Annotated in this window: 16 protein-coding genes; 12 read left to right on the top strand and 4 right to left on the bottom strand. The window is 41.6% G+C overall.

Annotated features, from left to right (window positions below; genetic code table 11):
* Nucleotides 1-30 precede the first annotated feature (30 nt).
* Complete coding sequence (locus AC1RRY_RS13185) at nt 31-1,683, bottom strand: M20/M25/M40 family metallo-hydrolase (protein WP_492820057.1); 1,653 nt, start codon at nt 1,681-1,683, stop codon at nt 31-33.
* Nucleotides 1,684-1,887: 204 nt separating this feature from the next.
* Nucleotides 1,888-2,742, bottom strand: a complete 855-nt coding sequence (locus AC1RRY_RS13180; protein WP_492820059.1) for an SPL family radical SAM protein — start codon at nt 2,740-2,742, stop codon at nt 1,888-1,890.
* Between the two features lie 361 nt (nt 2,743-3,103).
* On the opposite strand from AC1RRY_RS13180, the gene AC1RRY_RS13175 reads away from it, so the two are divergent.
* From AC1RRY_RS13175 to AC1RRY_RS13145, 7 genes are all read left to right on the top strand, one after another.
* Complete coding sequence (locus AC1RRY_RS13175; protein WP_492820061.1) at nt 3,104-3,580, top strand: response regulator; 477 nt, start codon at nt 3,104-3,106, stop codon at nt 3,578-3,580.
* Nucleotides 3,581-3,809: 229 nt separating this feature from the next.
* Nucleotides 3,810-4,295: a (2Fe-2S)-binding protein gene (locus AC1RRY_RS13170; RefSeq protein ID WP_492820063.1), complete on the top strand. Its 486-nt coding sequence runs from the start codon at nt 3,810-3,812 to the stop codon at nt 4,293-4,295.
* Complete coding sequence (locus AC1RRY_RS13165) at nt 4,292-6,463, top strand: xanthine dehydrogenase family protein molybdopterin-binding subunit (protein ID WP_492820065.1); 2,172 nt, start codon at nt 4,292-4,294, stop codon at nt 6,461-6,463. Before AC1RRY_RS13170 ends, AC1RRY_RS13165 begins: the two co-directional genes overlap by 4 nt.
* A 293-nt stretch (nt 6,464-6,756) precedes the next feature.
* Nucleotides 6,757-7,587, top strand: coding sequence for a sterol desaturase family protein (locus AC1RRY_RS13160; protein WP_492820067.1), 831 nt, complete (start codon nt 6,757-6,759; stop codon nt 7,585-7,587).
* 112 nt (nt 7,588-7,699) lie between these two features.
* On the top strand, nt 7,700-9,178 hold the full coding sequence (locus tag AC1RRY_RS13155; RefSeq protein WP_492820069.1) for a tetratricopeptide repeat protein: 1,479 nt from the start codon (nt 7,700-7,702) through the stop codon (nt 9,176-9,178).
* A 386-nt stretch (nt 9,179-9,564) separates the two neighbouring features.
* Complete coding sequence (locus AC1RRY_RS13150; RefSeq protein ID WP_492820071.1) at nt 9,565-11,388, top strand: ABC transporter ATP-binding protein; 1,824 nt, start codon at nt 9,565-9,567, stop codon at nt 11,386-11,388.
* A 4-nt stretch (nt 11,389-11,392) separates the two neighbouring features.
* Nucleotides 11,393-11,881 carry a regulatory protein RecX gene (locus AC1RRY_RS13145; protein WP_492820073.1) on the top strand — a complete coding sequence of 163 codons (489 nt, stop codon included), beginning with the start codon at nt 11,393-11,395 and terminating at the stop codon, nt 11,879-11,881.
* Nucleotides 11,882-11,920: 39 nt separating this feature from the next.
* On the opposite strand, the gene AC1RRY_RS13140 is transcribed toward AC1RRY_RS13145, so the two are convergent.
* Nucleotides 11,921-12,388, bottom strand: a complete 468-nt coding sequence (locus AC1RRY_RS13140; RefSeq protein ID WP_492892887.1) for a lipocalin-like domain-containing protein — start codon at nt 12,386-12,388, stop codon at nt 11,921-11,923.
* Between the two features lie 266 nt (nt 12,389-12,654).
* Here AC1RRY_RS13140 and AC1RRY_RS13135 point away from each other — a divergent pair, with 266 nt between their 5' ends.
* From AC1RRY_RS13135 to AC1RRY_RS13115, 5 genes are read left to right on the top strand one after another with little or no spacing between them, the layout of a single operon-like run.
* The gene (locus tag AC1RRY_RS13135) at nt 12,655-13,755 is read left to right on the top strand and encodes an efflux RND transporter periplasmic adaptor subunit (protein WP_492820077.1); all 1,101 of its coding nucleotides are present in this window, start codon (nt 12,655-12,657) and stop codon (nt 13,753-13,755) included.
* A 26-nt stretch (nt 13,756-13,781) separates the two neighbouring features.
* Complete coding sequence (locus AC1RRY_RS13130; protein WP_492820079.1) at nt 13,782-15,032, top strand: ABC transporter permease; 1,251 nt, start codon at nt 13,782-13,784, stop codon at nt 15,030-15,032.
* A gap of 21 nt (nt 15,033-15,053) precedes the next feature.
* Nucleotides 15,054-15,740, top strand: a complete 687-nt coding sequence (locus tag AC1RRY_RS13125; protein WP_492820081.1) for an ABC transporter ATP-binding protein — start codon at nt 15,054-15,056, stop codon at nt 15,738-15,740.
* Nucleotides 15,737-16,762, top strand: a complete 1,026-nt coding sequence (locus AC1RRY_RS13120; protein WP_492820083.1) for a sensor histidine kinase — start codon at nt 15,737-15,739, stop codon at nt 16,760-16,762. Before AC1RRY_RS13125 ends, AC1RRY_RS13120 begins: the two co-directional genes overlap by 4 nt.
* A gap of 1 nt (nt 16,763) precedes the next feature.
* Nucleotides 16,764-17,549 carry a LytR/AlgR family response regulator transcription factor gene (locus tag AC1RRY_RS13115; RefSeq protein WP_492820085.1) on the top strand — a complete coding sequence of 262 codons (786 nt, stop codon included), beginning with the start codon at nt 16,764-16,766 and terminating at the stop codon, nt 17,547-17,549.
* Here AC1RRY_RS13115 and AC1RRY_RS13110 read toward each other — a convergent pair.
* Complete coding sequence (locus tag AC1RRY_RS13110; RefSeq protein ID WP_492820087.1) at nt 17,546-18,631, bottom strand: complex I subunit 1/NuoH family protein; 1,086 nt, start codon at nt 18,629-18,631, stop codon at nt 17,546-17,548. The two genes, AC1RRY_RS13115 and AC1RRY_RS13110, sit on opposite strands and share 4 nt — an antisense overlap.
* Nucleotides 18,632-18,640: the final 9 nt, after the last annotated feature.

The following is an 18,640-nucleotide window of genomic DNA, read 5'->3' as shown; positions in this document are numbered from 1 at the left end:
TTGCTTAATTTATTAGAATGCACAAAATTATCATTTTCCGGTATTTATCTCAAAAAAATCTCCCTTATTCCAGGTAGGTCTTTCAGGATTCTGTGCTATCAGATAGCTTATGAGGAAGTTCACCTGAGCATATTTTCTTCCGGCCGACCATACAAATGTGTCATTCACTTCGTCAGACGGTTTATGATAATTGGCCTCTCTCCATGTTTTTACCTTTTGCGCCAGGTTTTTCTCCAGGGTTGTTTTTTTGTAGCCGTATTTGATATGAAGCGCCGGAATACCCGCCTTTACAAAATTGTATTGGTCGCTTCTTACAAAACGCCCTTCTGTGGGGTCTGGATCCGGTTCTACGTTCAGTCCTACATAGCCAGCAGCTTCTTCTACCACTTTAAGCAAACTGCTGTGTTCGGCACCAAGCGGGGCAACCGACTCTAAAGGAGCCAGTATGGTAGGCATATCAGTATTGATGTCGGCTACGATCTGTTGTTTAGGCAAAGTGGACAGGGCATTGAAATAACCTGAACCCAGCAAGCCTAATTCCTCGGCTGTCATCATGGCAAATACGATAGAACGCTTGGGTCTGGTACTGAGTTTTGAGTAGGCCCGGGCAATTTCTAATGCACAGGCTACACCTGAGGCGTTGTCGTGCGCACCATTATAAATTGAATCGCCGTTAACGGGTTTCCCTATTCCCAGGTGATCAAGGTGGGCAGAATGAATCACATATTCATTTTTTAATTTAGGGTCTGAGCCTTCAATCTTACCGATTACATTATAGCTTTGAGTGTCTTCAAAATTCGACTCATAATGGCCGCTCATGGCGCTTTTCAGAGTTCTGCTTACGTATCTGCCTTTTTCCAGAGATTGCCATATTGAGTCTAAATTTTCACCTTCGGCCTGCATCAGGTCTTTCAGCAGCGGTACTGTTATAGCGCCTGCCACTTGTATTTTTCCTCCCAGGGCAGATGCAGAGCTGGCTCTTTTACCGTCGGGTAAAATAGCCGCGCCAATGCCATTGACAGACATATTGTTCGATAGCGCTTTAAACTGCACGCTATTGCTGGTAAAATTACAAACAAACACACCGATGGCACCGTTTTTGGCGGCGAATTCCTGCAATGTAGCTGGATATTGCAAATGCAATTTAACATTGGCCGACAGGTGGTCTGGTACCTTGCGCAATATGATCACTATTTTGCCTTTTACGTCAAGATTTTTGTAATCCTGAATATTGATTTTCGGTGCGTCGAAACCCGTGCCTACAAAAGCCAGAGGCGCATCAAAATCGATTGTTTTTTTCTCCGGATGAGGATATACATAAAAATCAGTGCCCGGTGTCAAAGGTTTTTTATCTCCGTTAGGCAGGGTCAGTACCAGCGTAGTATTGTCTTTGTTTAAACGACTTTTGCGAAGTAGCACTTTTTGCAGATAAGTACCGTTTTCGCCCGCAGGTTGTAAACCAATTTCTTTGTATTGTTTCTGTACATAATCTACAGCCATCTGAAAACCCTCTTTTCCGGGTTGGCGCCCTTTCAGTTTGTCGTCGGCCAGATATACCACATGAGCTTTAATCCGATTAGAATCAATCTGATTGATGGCCCCTAAAGCATCGTTATTTAAAGTTTTTTGAGCGCAGGCAATAAAAGGTAAAAAAGCAAGAAAAAGAGAGAGCGGTCGCTTCATAATTATTATCCGGTAGTTTTGAGATGAAAACATTTCCGCTAAGTTAAGGAAAAAATGTTTAGAGGTGGTTTGTCCTTTTAATAATGTGTATCCTCTACCATCTCTGAATGAAATTTCGACCAAAAAACCTTAACGTGGGTGCTATGTGAATCGTAAAGTTTTATTGATGTTGGGGTCTTTTTTCAAGGAATAAGAGAACTTTTCTCAGATAGTGCCAAATCCCGATTTCCCATCAGGAATTGAAAGGTTTTTTCTGAGAATATGTATAGCTTCCTGATACCTTTTGTCATCCCAGCCTAATTTTCTGACCAGCTGCATGGCTTCTTCTTTTGTTCCGGCTACGAACTTTCCCCTGTCGACATGAAAAGTGCTGATTGTAAATTTTCGGGCTCCTGTTTGCAGCAGCCGTTTTGCGAATTCTTCAGGGTCTTCTAAAGGCAATAGCGGGCTTAATGAGATGCATGTTCTGATGCCAGCTTCATGAAGTTTTTGGATGGCCTCGAGCCTTGCTCTAATTGATGGGCAAAGCGGCTCAAATGTTTTGCGAACTTCTTCACTGTCAGTAGTGACAGACATGTTTACCTGCATATTCTTAAATTGCCTGAACAGGTCAATGTCTCGTACAACAAGCGGGCTCCGTGTTTGTACCACCAGCCGGACCTGATGGTATTTTGTCAGCTCCTCCAGTAGGCTCCTTGTTAATTCCAATTCTCTTTCTATCGGCTGATACGGGTCAGTAGCGCTGCTTAAATAAATCATTTTATTCATTAGCGGGGCTTTTCTGAATTTCATCAGTAAGCGCAAGGCATTGTCTTTAACCCTGACCCAGTATCCCCAGTTAGCCCTGGCGGTGTCTGAATCAACAAAAAAAGCAGCATAACAATAACTACAGGCAAACGAGCAGCCTACATATGGGTTAAGTGTGTAATCAAAGGCTTTCAGAGAGCCTGTGCCCGGTGTCAGAATAGACGATGCTTCATAATAGGAAACACCTGCATGCCCGATTCTTTCCTTTTTGTGTCGGTTGTTTACAAATAATTCAAGTTGGTTCGATTTCATGAGTTATGTGGATTTTTTAAATATCTTTTTTCCTACAAATTATTGCCGCTTTCTCTGTCAGCCGGACCTTCTGATTGATACAATCAGCTAGGTTAGAAATTGACATCAAAAGCCCATTTTTATCAATAATGCTATCAGGGTTGTGCTTTTTTCTTTTGTGTTACACATTTTGTGTGATAAACATAACACAAAATGTGTTTAATTTTATTCCGGAATCGAAGAAATTTTTTAATCCGGTTAATTAATTGGCAAAACGGCATCGACAACAGAGTTACAAATGCTAATAGGAATGATATTAATGTATAGATGAATTGTAGCATCTGATTAAAACCGAGAGAATCCTGATTGTAATTGCTCTATTATGGAATATGTATTAACGAATAATTTTAGTCCTATAAAGGTATTATTGGCAGAAGACGATGCCGATGACCAGTTCTTTTTTTCTGATGCCCTCTCTGAACTTCCGTTTCCGACAGAACTGACCATCGTTAGTAATGGTGAGGCTGTTGTTGAGAAACTTCAATGGACGGAAGCCGTGCCTCATATTATTTTTCTTGATTTGAATATGCCTAAAATGGATGGGAAGGAGTGTTTGAGAATGATCAGAACGAACAAATTATACAGAACCATTCCTTGTATTATTCTTAGTACATCATCGTCGCCTTCAGAAATTGAAGAGACCTATTATGCCGGAGCTAATCTATATATGCTTAAACCCAATCTTGCAGGTAACCTGTTGAAACTGGTCGACAATGTTTTGAAACGGGATTGGAAAGAGCATTTTATTCCCAAAAAAGAATCTTATTTTATATCAGAAAGAACCCTGCAAAGGGCATAAGATAGATATTGTATATAATGTGAGATGTCCCCGAGAAGTACCGGCTCATGCTTTCAGATAAGAGGCATGAGCTTTTTATTTTATGACAATCTTCCCGTCATTACTGCCAGAATATTCAGACAAAAGCGAAGAGATTCTGGAATCTTACAAAAAAATTTTGTGTTTTACACCAAACAGTACCATCTTCGAAATAAAGTCGGTGAACCTACCAGTATTTAAAATCGGTTAAATGAAAATTGAATTTACAGTTAATGGCAAAGCCACTGTTGTTGATGTCGACCCTGACATGCCTCTTCTATGGGTAGTAAGGGATGAACTCGGACTGAAAGCAACCAAATACGGATGCGGAAAAGCCCTCTGTGGTGCCTGTACATTACACATTGATGGTGATGCCGTGCGTTCATGTTCATTTCCGGTGCAATATGCAGCCAATAAAAAAATAACCACTTTAGAAGGTTTGTCGGTTAGTGAGGAATCACTTCACCCTATTCAGCAAGCCTGGATGGATGAAAACGTACCTCAATGCGGGTATTGCCAACCCGGCTTTATGATGGCAGCGGCCAGTTTCATTGAAAAAGGTGGAAGCCCGACAGAAGATGATATTAAGTCAGCCATTACCAACATTTGTCGCTGTGGTACACATCCACGTATATTGAAAGCCATTAAAAGAGCGGCTGATATCAAACAATCTACCCTATCAGAAAAGAAATCATGACCACTGCCAAGGATAAAAAATTTTCGAGACGCAAGTTTTTTCAGAGAGGCGCTATTGTGCTGGGTGGGGTTATAGTGGCAACTTATCTGGGTCGGGGTGTTATCAGACGTTTCGTGGCGCAAATGGCTGAAAATATGGATGCCCCTGCGTTGATTGCCAATAACGAACCTTTAATCTGGTTTGAAATCCAGGCCGATAATACGGTGCTCATTAAGTCGCCCAAATTGGAAATGGGACAGGGCATCTTTACAGGCTTTGCCATGCTGGCTGCCGAAGAACTGGATGTTGCCCTTGACCAGATAAAAGTTACCCATGCCAATACCTTAACCGGACCGGTTGACAGAGTCAGTACCGGGGGGAGCAGCTCGACCTCTTCATTGTATCATTCTATCAGAGAAATGGCGGCTTTTGTGCGTGAAATGCTTAAAGAGACTGCCGCTAAAAATTGGAATGTGCCCGTAGAAACCATCAGTACCAATAATGGCGTATTGATTTCAGGAAAACAGCAGACAACTTATGCGGCACTGGCGAAATCGACCACCCAATGGGAGATGCCGAAGCAACCTGAGTTGAGGTCGCCGGATACATTTAAATTTGTAGGAAAAGAAGTCAAGCGAATCGACCTGAAACCAAAAGTGCTCGGTGAACCGATTTATGCCATAGACCAATCCATTGAGGGTATGGTATATGCGGTTCTGATACAATCGCCATACATTGGGACAAATATTAAAAGTATACAGACATCAGAGGCTGATAAGCAGCCGGGGGTATTGAAAATCATCAATGAATGGGGGCTGCTTGCCGTAGTGGCAAAGAACAGATACGCAGCAGAGAAAGGGCTGGAAAAGATAGTTGCAGAGTGGGAGGTAAACAAAAAATGGCAGCAGGAAGAAATTAAGAAACTAACACAGGTAGGCTTTGGAACCGAGGTTAGTGTTCAGAAAGAAGGTTCGGCAAAATCGGTTTTAGAAGAAAAAGAAGTAGAGATTTACACGCAACAATACCATACGTCTCTGGCGGCACATGCGCATATGGAGCCCAATGGAGCCATTGCACACTTTCAGAAAGATAAAGTTAAAATCATTATTGGTACGCAGGCGCCTGATCTGTTAAGAAAAGCAGTAGCCTCTGCTTTAGATCTGAGCGGCGATGCGGTCGAAGTGCAAATCACCTATTCAGGTGGAGCATTTGGTAGACGGATGGATCCTAAACTGGCGGTTAATGCTGCGCGTCTTTCAAAAATAATGGGTGCGCCGGTATATCTTTTTAACACCCGGGAGCAGGAATTTCAGAACGGTATTTATCGTCCGCAAACACACCATGTATTAAAAGCAGGGATTGCCAAAGACGGAAACATTGTGGCCGTGACGCACGACCAGGCAACGCCGGATCAGATATTTGCCCAGATACCTGCCAATCTGGGGCCAACCATTCTTGGTGCCGATTTCATTTCAGCCGGGCATGGCGCAAGCATCATGTATAACATAGAAAACAGAGCAGCCACTATGTGGCACAAAAAACTGCCGGTTGAAGTGGGCATCTGGCGGGGGGTAGGCATGTTTGCCAATACATTTGCTATTGAGAGCTTTTTCAATGAACTGGCGCATCAGACAGCAAAAGACCCTATAGCCTTACGGATAGAATTGCTTAAAGGAACTGAGAAAATAAATACAAGAGCAGTAAAGGTTCTGGAAACATTGACAGAAAAAACCAGCTGGAAGCAACCAAAACAGGAAGGGATTGGCAGAGGAATGGCTATATGCAATGACAGGAAAACGATTTCGGCGGTTGTGGCAGAAGTAGCCATTAAAGACAAGGCAATAAGTGTAACAAAGATAACTCAGGTAATAGATGCCGGATTGGCCGTGAATCCGGATGGTATCAGAATGCAGGTAGAGGGCGCAACCATGATGGGTATCACGGCTGCTTTATACGAGCAGATTAACATTAAAGACGGACAAATTGTGAATACCAACTTTAACAGTTATCCGATGGCTATGCTTAGAGATACACCAGAAATAGATGTCGTAATTATAGAAGGAGAAGATATTCCATATGGTGTCGGCGAGCCGCCGATTGCTCCTGTTGCTCCGGCTATTGCTGCGGCAGTGTTTGATTTAACCGGACAAAGGCTCAGAAGTCTGCCTCTGACGCTTGCCTCAACTTAAAAATCTGCAATTTTTTATAATAATTTTTCTGCTTTGAAATAAAGAACTGAAATTTTTTCAAAAAAAATGAAAAATGTCTTGGTTCGAATTTTTATATCAATTTACTTTGTCTATCGAATTAGTAGATTAATAAGGTTCGTATGAAAACTGCTGTTGTAGTTATCAGAAATCTTACGAAGGATTTATTCAAAAAAGATTCACATTGCTGGTGTTGTTTTTAATAAAAACTGCTCGCATTCTACTAATTCAGCAACCACTCTTTCATTATTGATTACACTTTAAATTTTTGTAAAATGAAATTTACAGAAAGCACAATCTATTACGAGATACTGGCGCTCTTAATCCTTTTTAGCTTAGCAGAATTTTTCACTGGAGCGTTTAAAAGCGGAAAATGGACAAAAAATGAATGGCACATTACCGTAGCCGGGCTGGCGTTATCGAGTGTCATTACTCGCCCGCTGAGTTTTTTGTTTACTACGTATGTACTGGGTTATTTTTTCTCAGACTACTACAATTATTTTGAGAGTGTGCCTTTCTGGGCCGGATTGCTAATTACCTGTGTGCTTGAAGATTTCACCCAATACTGGTGGCACCGGGCAGCCCACACTTACCCCTGGCTTTGGAAAGGACACAGAGTGCACCACAGTGCTCCGGAAATGAGCGTGTTTCTGTCAGGCCGTAATTCATGGGTATATCTGTTGTTGTTTCCTTCAAGAATAGTATCGGCAACGCTGGTTTTCCTGGGTTTTGGTGAAGCTTTTATCGTAGGGTATTTTCTTAAAATTCTGATAGGTATTTCGTCACATTCAAGTATTCCCTGGGATAAACCCCTTTATAAAATTAAATGGTTGCACCCGATTATGTGGGTGGTAGAACGGATTATTTCGACTCCGGCTACGCATCATGCGCACCACGCAGCCAACGACCATGACGGTATAGGTGTGATTAACGGTAATTATGGCAATATGTTTTTTTTCTGGGATGTGCTGTTTGGTACTGCTAAAATCACCAGGAAATTCCCTGAGAAAATCGGTCTTGATGATTATCATGAAGAACCATGGTACGTTCAATTGGGATATCCGTTATTCAAATCAACAAACGAAAAGAGTGAAATGTCTAAATAAGCAGATTTTTTTAGAGTAGAAACAGCTGCTTGTCTCAGGCAGCTGTTTTTTGGATTCTTTCAGTAAGAATAATTACAAGGTATTATCGTGCTTAGGGCTTTATTATAGAAATATGAGTTTAAACATCAGGTTTTTTATTGTTCTGTTATTGTTCTCCCTACATGCTTCTGCGGGAGATTTCGAGCCTACTCCTGTATTCCAGAAGGCATATTCTGAAATTTTTAAGTTTAAGATTCGGGCGGGCAGGAGCATTTTACTCAATGAGAAGAAAGACAGCCCGTTCAGAGTCTACCTTGAAAACTACATTGATCTGATCGAACTACTGAATGCTGACGATGAGGAATACTATGAGAAAATAAAACACAGAGAGGATGAGCGGCTGGATTTGATAAAAGAACTAGATAGTAAGTCTCCTTATAACAGGTTTCTCAGAGCCGAAATTAAAATGCATTGGGCTCTGATTAAGCTGAGGTTCGGGCATGAGTTTAAAGCGGCATACAATATTATTGAGGCGTCGAAACTTCTGGAAGAGAACCAACGGTTATTTCCTGCTTTTCTTCCCAACAACAAATCACTGGGTTGTCTGCACATTATCATTGGGTCAGTTCCGGATAATTTCAGATGGGCGCTTAGAATTTTAGGTCTGAAAGGTAATGTTAATCAGGGTTTGCTTGAATTAGAGAAAGCATCTAAAGACCCTGTCTGGGGCAATGAAGCTTTATACTGTACTTATTATATTCAGGCATTTGTAACAAAACTGGATGAAAAAGAGCAGGCAAGCCTCTTAAGATTTATCAATGCCCAACCCGACAATTTTAATGTGCATTTTATAGGATTAGCCGTCTCTATGAGATCAAACAACGCTGAGCAGGCGCAAAAAATATTGAAGAAATTACCGGTCGGAAGCGAATATACGGCTTGTCCTATTATTGATTTATACAGAGCCGACGTAGCGTTAATGAAAGGACAGTACCAGCAAGCCAATGGATTTTATACCGATTATCTGAGAAATACAAAAGTAAAAACTTTTCTGAAAGACACTTACTACAAACTTTTTTTGAGTAATTATCTATTGCATAATGATAAACAGGCCATTGCTTATCTGGAAAAAATCCCATCGGTTGGCCATACCATAAGCGAGGCCGACAAAGCAGCAGGTAAGTTTTATGAGACCTATTCCAGAAGCCGCTTGCTACCTCATAAAACTTTGCTGCAAACAAAACTTGCCTTAGATGGTGGCTATTTCCAGCAGGCGCTTGAGATCATACAAACGATTACGTTGCAGGACCCAACGACTCAGAAGGAGAGAACGGAGTATTGTTTTTTAGCCGGTAAAGCCTATCAACAAAACGGGAATACCGATAAGGCTATCACTCATTTTGAAAGAGCTATTGCCCTGAACGAGAAACAGTCATGGTATTTTGGCGCAGGTTCTGCTTTGCAATTGGGCTATATATTTCAGGAAAAGGCTCAGAAAAACCAGGCGAAGGTCTACTTCGAGAAAGCAATTTCTTATAAGAATCACGAATATAAAAATACGATTGACAGCAAAGCAAGGGCCGCCCTTTCTGAAATGGGCTTTGGGCAATAGAGTTTTAGCACTTATATGATATTAAATTAATCAGTCGCCCGAAAAATCCTGAATCACTATATCTGATAAAACCCGGATTTGTATTTCCGATATTAGCACTTGCTTTGATTTGTGTACAATAAAACATCCGATGATATAGTCCACAAAAGCATTTTTTCCTCCGTATCCTCTTGTACTTCATTTTCATAGATTTACGCTACCTCTAAATCTAATATATCTTCCGGAACGAAATTAACAGAGGAAGAAAAGAAGATTCTGTAACTACCGACCACAACAAACGGCTTTTTGAGCTTATTCTTAGTATTATCCTGATATCTTTCCGAACTTTGCATCGTTTAAAATTGTAGTATTCAGAGACTCTCAGTATAGAGTTGATATGCACACCAATGAAGAATTACCTCAGATTACTTTCATACGCCCGTCCTTTAGGAAACTTCATCGTTCCTTTTATTATTACTTCTCTACTGGCGAGTATTTTCGGCGTATTGAATTTTACCTTGTTGATACCGCTTTTAAAAGTGCTTTTTAAGCAGGTAGATGCCGCAGACCTCAACTCGATGCTGGTGGCTCCATCGGGCTTCAACCCTGTACGCGAATTTAATTACCATTTTGCCGGTTATCTGAGCCAACATGGCACACAAGGGGCATTGCAGTTTGTGTGTGTGGTATTGGCAGTTACCATTGTTTTGTCTAATATTTTCAAATACATAAGCATCCGGCTCTTAGAAAAATTCAAGTCGAACATGGTTTCCAACCTGCGTCAGGCAGTGTTCGGCAAGGCTATTCATCTGCATCTGGGCTTTTTCAGTAACGAGCGCAAGGGCAATCTGATTTCCCGTATCGTAACTGACGTGCAGGAGGTTGAAAACTCGGTTGCCAACACTTTCTCGGCAGCTACAAAAGAATTCTTTCTGTTTGTGTCTTATATCGTTACACTCTTTGCAATTTCCTGGAACCTCACGCTTTTTGCCTTGGTGGTAATTCCGATTTCAGGAATATTTATTTCGTCTTTAGTAAAGAAAATGCGACATAATGCCGGTGAAGCCCAAAGAAGATTGAGCAACTTAATCAGCTTGATGGACGAGGTATTTGGCGGTATGCGCGTAGTAAAAGGCTTTGTGGCAGAGAATTTCGTAACCCGGAAATTCAGAGAAGAGAATCAGGCCTACCGCAAATCAGTTTTCAGTCTGGCAGCCAGAAGAGAAATGGCATCACCATTTTCTGAAATCATGGGAGTTTTTGTGGTAATAGGTATTTTGTTGTACGGGGGCTCGCTGATTCTATCAAATGAGTCAACGCTGGAAGCAGCAGAGTTTATTACTTATATCGGCATCTTTTCACAGGTTATGCGCCCGGCTAAGGATATATCCAATGCCTTTAGTTCGGCACAGAGAGGGCTGGCATCAGGGGAAAGAGTACTGAATCTGATAGACAGCCATTCAGAAGTTTTGAACGCCAAGGATGCCATTGAAATAAAGGAATTCAGTGAGCGTGTAGAATTCAAACAAGTAGACTTCTCGTACGATGCCTCTGTTCGGATATTGAACAACATTAATTTCACATTGCCGAAAGGTAAAACCATAGCTTTAGTGGGCTCATCCGGTGGTGGAAAGTCTACCATTGCCGATCTGGTACCTCGATTCTACGATCCTACCGCCGGTGAAATTCTGATTGACGGACAGGATCTTAAAAATGTCTCTCAACAGTCGCTCCGAAATTTAATGGGTATTGTAACACAGGAGGCCGTGTTATTCAATGATACCATTTTTAATAACATTGCGTTCGGAAAACAAGTTACTGAAGCAGAAGTAATGCAGGCAGCCAGAATTGCCAATGCGCACGATTTTATCATGCAGCAGCCTGAGGGGTATCAAACAGTAATTGGTGACAGAGGAACGAAGCTTTCTGGCGGCCAACGCCAACGCTTATCAATTGCCCGAGCTATTCTGCAGAATCCACCGATTCTGATACTGGATGAAGCCACCTCGGCACTGGATACCGAGTCTGAAAAACTGGTGCAGGACGCCCTGACCAAACTGATGCAAAACCGCACTACACTGGTAATAGCCCACCGCTTAAGCACCATACAAAGTGCCGACGAGATTCTGGTGGTGCATAAAGGGGAAATCATTGAAAGGGGCTCGCATGAAGATTTATTGAAAATTGAGAACGGATTTTATAAAAAACTGAGCCTTTTACAGACGCTATAAAGTCATGATTGGGAAGGATAATCTTGTAAAAGCGGCCAATTACTGCGCTTATCAGGAACGCACACAAGCAGAAGTGCGCGAGCGGTTGCAGAAATGGGGAGTATACGGAGACGAAGCTGAAGAAATAATAGTATATCTGATAGAAGATAACTACCTGAACGAGGGACGCTTCGCCAAGGTATTTGCCGGAAGCAAGTTTCGGGTAAAACACTGGGGTAGAAAAAAGATTCTGCATGAACTGAAAGCCCGTAAATTGTCAGAACACGTCATCAGAGAGGCGATGGCAGAAATTGAGGACGAAGATTATCTGGAAACGCTCAAAGAACTGATTGATAAGAAGCGTCACGAGCTGCGAACCGAAAAGAATCCCCTGATTCTGAAACAAAAACTGGTACGCTATGCCGTGGGCAAAGGTTTTGAAAGTGATTTGGTTTGGGAAATAGTCAATAAGATTCTTAATAATAGTCTTTTAAACAGAAGAGCCGGTCTTTAATCAGGGCTGGCTCTTCTGTTTATACTGATTATCTCTTTCTTATTGTTTAGTAAAAACAAGTCTGAACGATGAAGAAGACCCACCTGAGCCCGAAGCATCGCTCCACGACATCTGGTTATTGCTGAAACTGATAATCATTGTTTGTGTAGTGCCTTTACTATCTTTAATAATGAGCTGATCGCTCTTAACTTCATAAGTGCTTCCGTTAAGATCACCTACAAAGCCATTCATAGCAGCCTGGCAAGCTTCCGGTACAGAGGCCGAAATAAGTCCGTTGGCATTGAATGTCATAACAATATTCGAAAAGCATGATAAGGACTGCACAATTAACGGATATTGATCAACTTCTGCCGAATTTCCTGATTTTGTATAAACGGCTGTGATTTTCCAGCTACCCTCTATTGATGTGGTAGGTCCCGATGGTTCATCTTTATCTTTTTTTGAACAATTAATCACTAGTAACGGCAATACAGATAAAGTAAGTAATACAGTAAATTTGCGGATCATAGAAATAGTCATTGAAACGGTCTTTAATGGAAAAAAAACGATTGAAATATATTAACTAACGAACGTTTAGCGAGAAACTTGTTTATGAATTAATTTAATTGTCACTTGGGTATCGTCTGGTGGCCGGTAGGTCTCACTATTATTTTCTTCCGTTTCGTTCATAATTTCTTGATGCTTTTCTAAATTACTTCTCTATTTGTAGTGTGGAACCAAAACCCGGTTTCAGTTTAAATACGAGGCATTAATAGTCTCATTGACATCATCACATGAAAAAAACTTCCATCTTTCTGGCTGGTATCACAGCGTTGCTGATTTCCTGTAGTAAAGGGAAAGAACAGGCTACTTCACCGCAATATAAATCTTTAACCGAAGCCGTCTATGCCTCGGGTAATATTTATCCTGAAAATGAATACAGGCTTACGGCCAATGCTGATGGTTTTTTGGTAAGACAGACGGCATTTGAAGGAGATATTGTAGCCAAAGACCAACTGATTTTTCAATTGGAAAGTGTCTCGCAGGATGCCCGTCTGGAAGCAGCGAGTAATATATTACGTCAGGCTGAGGCTAATTATGGAGCGAATTCTCCGGTATTGGCCGAGCTCACTTCTCAATTGCAAAATGCACGAACAAAATTAGCCAACGACTCAGTGAACTTTAACAGACAAAGAGAATTGTATGACCGTAATGCCACTACCAAAGTAGAATATGAACGTGCCGAACTGGCTTATCAGACCTCAAAAAATGAAGTGATTACCCGGCAAAAAGCCCTGCAAAGAACCAGAAGCCAATTGTATGTAGACTTGCAGAATTCACAGTCAAGTTTTCGGGTCAATGCCCGTGAAGGAGACAATTACCGGATTAAGACCTTTGAAGCGGGTAAGATATATGAGATTTACAAAAAGCAGGGAGAATTGGTACGCAGAGGAGAGCAGATAGCCCTGATTGGCAATGCTAATGAGATTTATGCGCAACTGGCTATTGATGAAAGCGATTTTTCGAAAGTGAAAATAGGACAGGAAGTGCTGGTTAAGATAGATGTGTATAAAGACAAAGTATTCAAAGCCAGCGTAACGAAATTGTATCCTAAGCTCAATAAAGCCGACCAGACGTTCAGGGTAGATGCTGAATTTATTGGTGAGAAACCCAATGCTTTTTATGGCATGACAGTAGAGGCCAATATTATTATTTCTCAGAACGCACGGGTACTGACCATTCCGAAAAGTTATCTGGTGGGTAAAGACTCGGTCTGGATTGATGAAAATGGCGACAAAAAGAAAATCAGAATTACCAAAGGTGTTGAAAACCTTGACCTGATAGAAATAAAAGGTGGCTTGAATGAGAAATCGGTCATTGTAACAGGTAACTAGCAGCTATTGCGATTAAATTTAATACAATGGATATCAAAATATCTTTTCAGATAGCAAAAACGCATTTACTTACCAAAAAGAAGCAAACCCTGATAGCCATGCTGGGTGTAACTTTCGGTATAGCCATGTTTATTGTTATGATTTCGTTCATTAAGGGGGTTAATAAATTTCTGGAAGACTCCGCCCTTGATGCTACACCTCATGTAAGAATCTACAAGGAAATTACGAGTAGTCACCCCAGTCTGATAGAAGAAGCAAATCCGGGGGCTTTTAATGTGATCTATCACCAATTACCCAAAAACGAATTGGCCAACATTAAAAACGGTTTGCAGATTGTATCTAATATCGAAAAAGAACCTACAGTATTGGGGGTTTCACCGCAGATAGGTTCACAAGTGTTTTTTAACAAAGGACCGATTCCTGTCGCAGGGCAGGTGTCCGGGGTTGATATCCTGAAAGAAGATAAGATCTATAATATTAGAAAAAGAATCAAAGCCGGTAGCATGGATGCATTGCTGTCGACTCCTAACGGTATTCTGATGGGAACCATTCTGGCGCGGAATCTGAACGTGAAAGTAGGAGATAAACTGACTATAACCACACCGACGGGGAATCTGAAACTGGTAAAAGTAGTAGGTATTTATGGCTTTGGTATACAGACGGTTGATGGCGTGAAATGTTACGCCAATATGTCGATGGTGCAGGAGATACTGCAGAAAGACAAAAGCTATGTGACCGACATACACATAAAAATGAAAGACTCGCAAGTTGCTATTGATTTTGCTAAAGTGCTGAAAAACCAGTATGGCTACAAAACACAGGATTGGGCCGAGGCAAACTCTGCCTTTATGACCGGTGATAAAATACGGAACGCCATGGTAATTATCGTGTCTATCACCTTGCTGGTTGTGGCTGGCTTTGGTATTTACAATATCATGAATATGAATGTCATCAATAAAATGAAAGACATCGCTATTCTGAAAGCCACAGGTTTTGGCGGAAATGATATCGTAGCTGTTTTCCTGATTCAGTCTATTATTATAGGCGTTCTTGGGGCTTGTCTGGGGCTTCTGATAGGTTTTGGTTTGAGTTATCTCTTATCTATTACTCCTTTCGATGCCGGCGATTTTCTGGATGTAAAAACGTTCCCGGTTATTTTCAGTATCAAATATTATATCATGGGGTTGGGTTTTGGAGTTATCACCACCATTCTGGCCGGTTACATGCCTGCCAGAAAAGCCGCCAGAATAGACCCTGTGGCTATTTTGAGGGGATAAATTATATAATTTTTTGAAAGCATGAACGTCCTATCAGCAAAACATATCAACAAATACTTTTATGAACCTGAAAAATTTCAGGTGCTTAAAAACATATCCTTCGACGCACAGAAAGGCGAGTTTCTGTCATTGGTAGGTAAATCGGGATGCGGCAAATCAACCCTTCTGTATATACTCTCTACTATGGACACCGACTATGAAGGGAATCTGGAAATGAATGGGGAACGCCTTACCGGCAAAACCCAGGATCAGCTGGCCGCCTTCCGGAACGAGCATCTGGGTTTTGTTTTTCAATTTCACTTTCTGCTGCCAGAATTCACCGTGTTACAGAATGTAATGCTACCCGCATTGAAACTTGGGCGGTATTCATCGAAAGAAGTAGAAGAGCGGGCATATCAGAAACTGAAGCTGGTAGATATGCAAGACCATGCTTTGAAACAATCATCGAAACTTTCAGGTGGACAACAGCAGCGGGTGGCTATAGCGCGTGCCTTGATTAACGACCCCACCATTGTGATGGGGGACGAGCCCACCGGAAATCTGGATAAGAAGAATTCGGAAGTGGTATTTAATATTTTCAAGCAAATTGCGCATGAGAATCATCAGACAATCATTACTGTAACACATGACCCCGATTTTGCCAAAGGCAGCGACAGAATCATTGAGATGTCAGACGGACAAATCATCAGAAGCCATAAGACTGAATGAAGAGAAAGAATAAAATAGCGGCTGTTTGTGTAATGATGATGGTGTGCATATCAACCTTTATCAGGTGGTATGTTTTTGAGGTAGATACGAGAACCAATATCATACTGGCTATCATTTCTATTTTTGTGCTGGGGAGTACTGTTGTTTTTTTTCGGAAGCTATATGGATATTTCGACAGAGTGCTTCCCTACGATAGTGGTATTGCGAGGCGTCTTGTTTTACAGATTTTTATTACTTTTATTTTCCTCAGTTTGCTTACACAACTGGTTTTATACATGGCTATCCATGTTTTCAGAATTGAAAAATTCGATTATCTGGTTCGGAATGAGTTTACTCATTTAGCCAAGGTGACCGGATACGTAACCCAGATACTGGCAGTGGTATTGTTAAATGTAGCTCATTTTACTTATTATTCTTTGCAGAAATGGCGGGAGAACTCATTGCGGGCAAGTAATCTGGAAAAAGAGAAGTCGCAGGTGCAGTTCGATAATCTAAAGAATCAGCTGAACCCCCATTTTTTGTTCAATAGCCTTACTTCATTGGATTCGCTGATTCAGGAGAACCCTCCACTGGCAAGAGAATTCCTCCAACAATTGTCGAAGGTGTTCAGATATGTACTGAAAAGCAAAGAAAAAGGGCTGGTAAGTCTGGAAACGGAACTCGGGTTTATTAAAAACTATGTAAGTCTGCTGAACACCCGTTTTGGGGATGCCTTACAGGTAAATTTTGATATGGCCGACAACACATTGGATTTACAGATTACACCTGTTACCTTGCAGATACTGATTGAAAATGCAATTAAGCACAATATTGTTAATGAAAATAACCCTCTGACGATTAACATCAAAAGTGAGGGAAGTATACTGTGGATTGAAAACAATATACAAAGGAAAAAACAGGTGGAATCTTCGAATGGGCAGGGGCTGGTAAATTTACAGGCACTTTACAATTTTTTGAGCGACCGGGAAATAGAAATAAGTGAAAGCGGAGATGTCTTTCTTGTAAAAATACCATTGATCTGACATGAATATATTGATTATAGAAGACGAGCCGCTGGTAGCTAAAAACCTGGAGAAACTGGTGAGCGAACTGGAACCCGCAGCCACACTTATGGCAACCATAGGCAGTGTAAAGGAATCTCTGCACTGGCTTAAAACGAAGCCGGTGCCGGATTTGATATTGTCTGATATTCAGCTTTCAGATGGCGTAAGTTTTGATATATTTCATGAAGCAGGATTAAACTGTCCGATTATTTTTACAACGGCTTATGACGAATACGCCATACGGGCATTTAAGCTAAACAGCATAGATTATCTGCTGAAACCCATCGACAAAACAGAACTGAAAGCAGCGTTTGAAAAATTCAAGAAGACTAGTGCTGTTATTAAATCTGATCTTTATCAGGAGCAACTCGAAAGCCTGCTGACAGATTTGAAGTCAAAGGTGATTATTCAGAAATACAAGACCCGTTTTACGGCGCATCACCAACGAAGTATAGTGGCGGTGCCGGAAAACAAAGTGGCGTGTTTTTACAGGGATGAGGTAATATGGATGCAGACATTTGATGATAAAGATACACAACGCTTGATAACCGACTACAATTCGCTAGATGAAGTAGAAGAATTACTGAACCCGGATAATTTCTTCCGGGCTAACCGGCAGTTTATCGTCAATAAAACAGCTATTGAAAGCTACCGGACACATTTCACCGGGAAAATCGAATTAAAACTACAGGTGCCGGCCAAAGAAGAGATTATTATCAGCAAAGAAAAAGCCCATCATTTTCGTGGATGGTTTGAGCAGGGTTAAACCATGAGCAGGCGCCAGATGCCCGAAATGAGCAGAAACACCAGACAGAATGGCGTAAGAACTTTCCATGACAAGTGCATCAATTGGTCTACCCGTAAACGAGGGAGCGTCCAGCGCAGCCACATCTGAACAAAAATCAGTATATAGGCCTTTGAAAGCAACCAGAAAGCTCCCCATAAGTTACCTGACCAATGGCCCGGTTCTCCGCTTGTCCAATTCGCCAGTTCTATAGGGCCGATATTAGGGAAAGGGGTATTCCAACCGCCTAAGAAAAGGATAACTCCCAGAATACACACCAGAAGCATCATGGCGTACTCCGAAAGCATCATTACTGCCCATCTGAAACCGGAGTATTCGGTATGGAAACCTGATATTAGTTCTGATTCTGCTTCGGGCAGGTCAAACGGTGCCCTGTTACTTTCAGCCAGCGCCGCTATGAAGTATATAACAAAAACAATAATCAAAAACGGATTCCGGAATATATTCCAGGTCAGAAACCCGCCAACGGCACTGGTTTCTATGCCTAATGCTTTAATGCCAAACAGATAGTTTTTCTCGTCCCAGAATATCCCTTGCTGAAAACTGATTTCCTGCAGATCAAGGGTTTGGGTAATCAATATCACGCAAAGCACCGATAAGCCAAGTGGAATTTCATACGAAATAATCTGTGCCACCGAGCGCATGGCGCCCAGCAAAGAGTACTTGTTGTTTGATGCCCAACCGGCCATCAGAATCGCCAGAATATCCAGAGAAACAACCGCCAGCAGAAGAAAAACCCCGGTTTTAGTACCCGAACCGGGCAAGCCTGCAGAAAGTGGGAAAACCGCAAAGCCTGCAAATACCACCATAAACAACATGATAGGAGCAAACTTGAATAAATTGCGGTCGGCATTGGCAGGAGTGATGTCTTCTTTCTGAATGAGCTTCAGTAAGTCGGCAATTAATTGCAGCAACCCCCATTTGCCTACTTCCATAGGGCCGAGGCGGTCTTGTATAAAAGCAGAAACCTTACGCTCGAGATAAACCCCGACCACTACATTGGTAAAAGCAATAGCAAGAAATATAGCGAGCGTAAGGAGCATTAGTAGCTA

The sequence above is a fragment of the Emticicia sp. GW821-FHT11C11 genome (genome assembly GCF_058808615.1).
The sequence above is the reverse complement of the archived record's forward strand: the minus strand, read 5'-3'. Positions and strand labels throughout refer to the sequence as shown.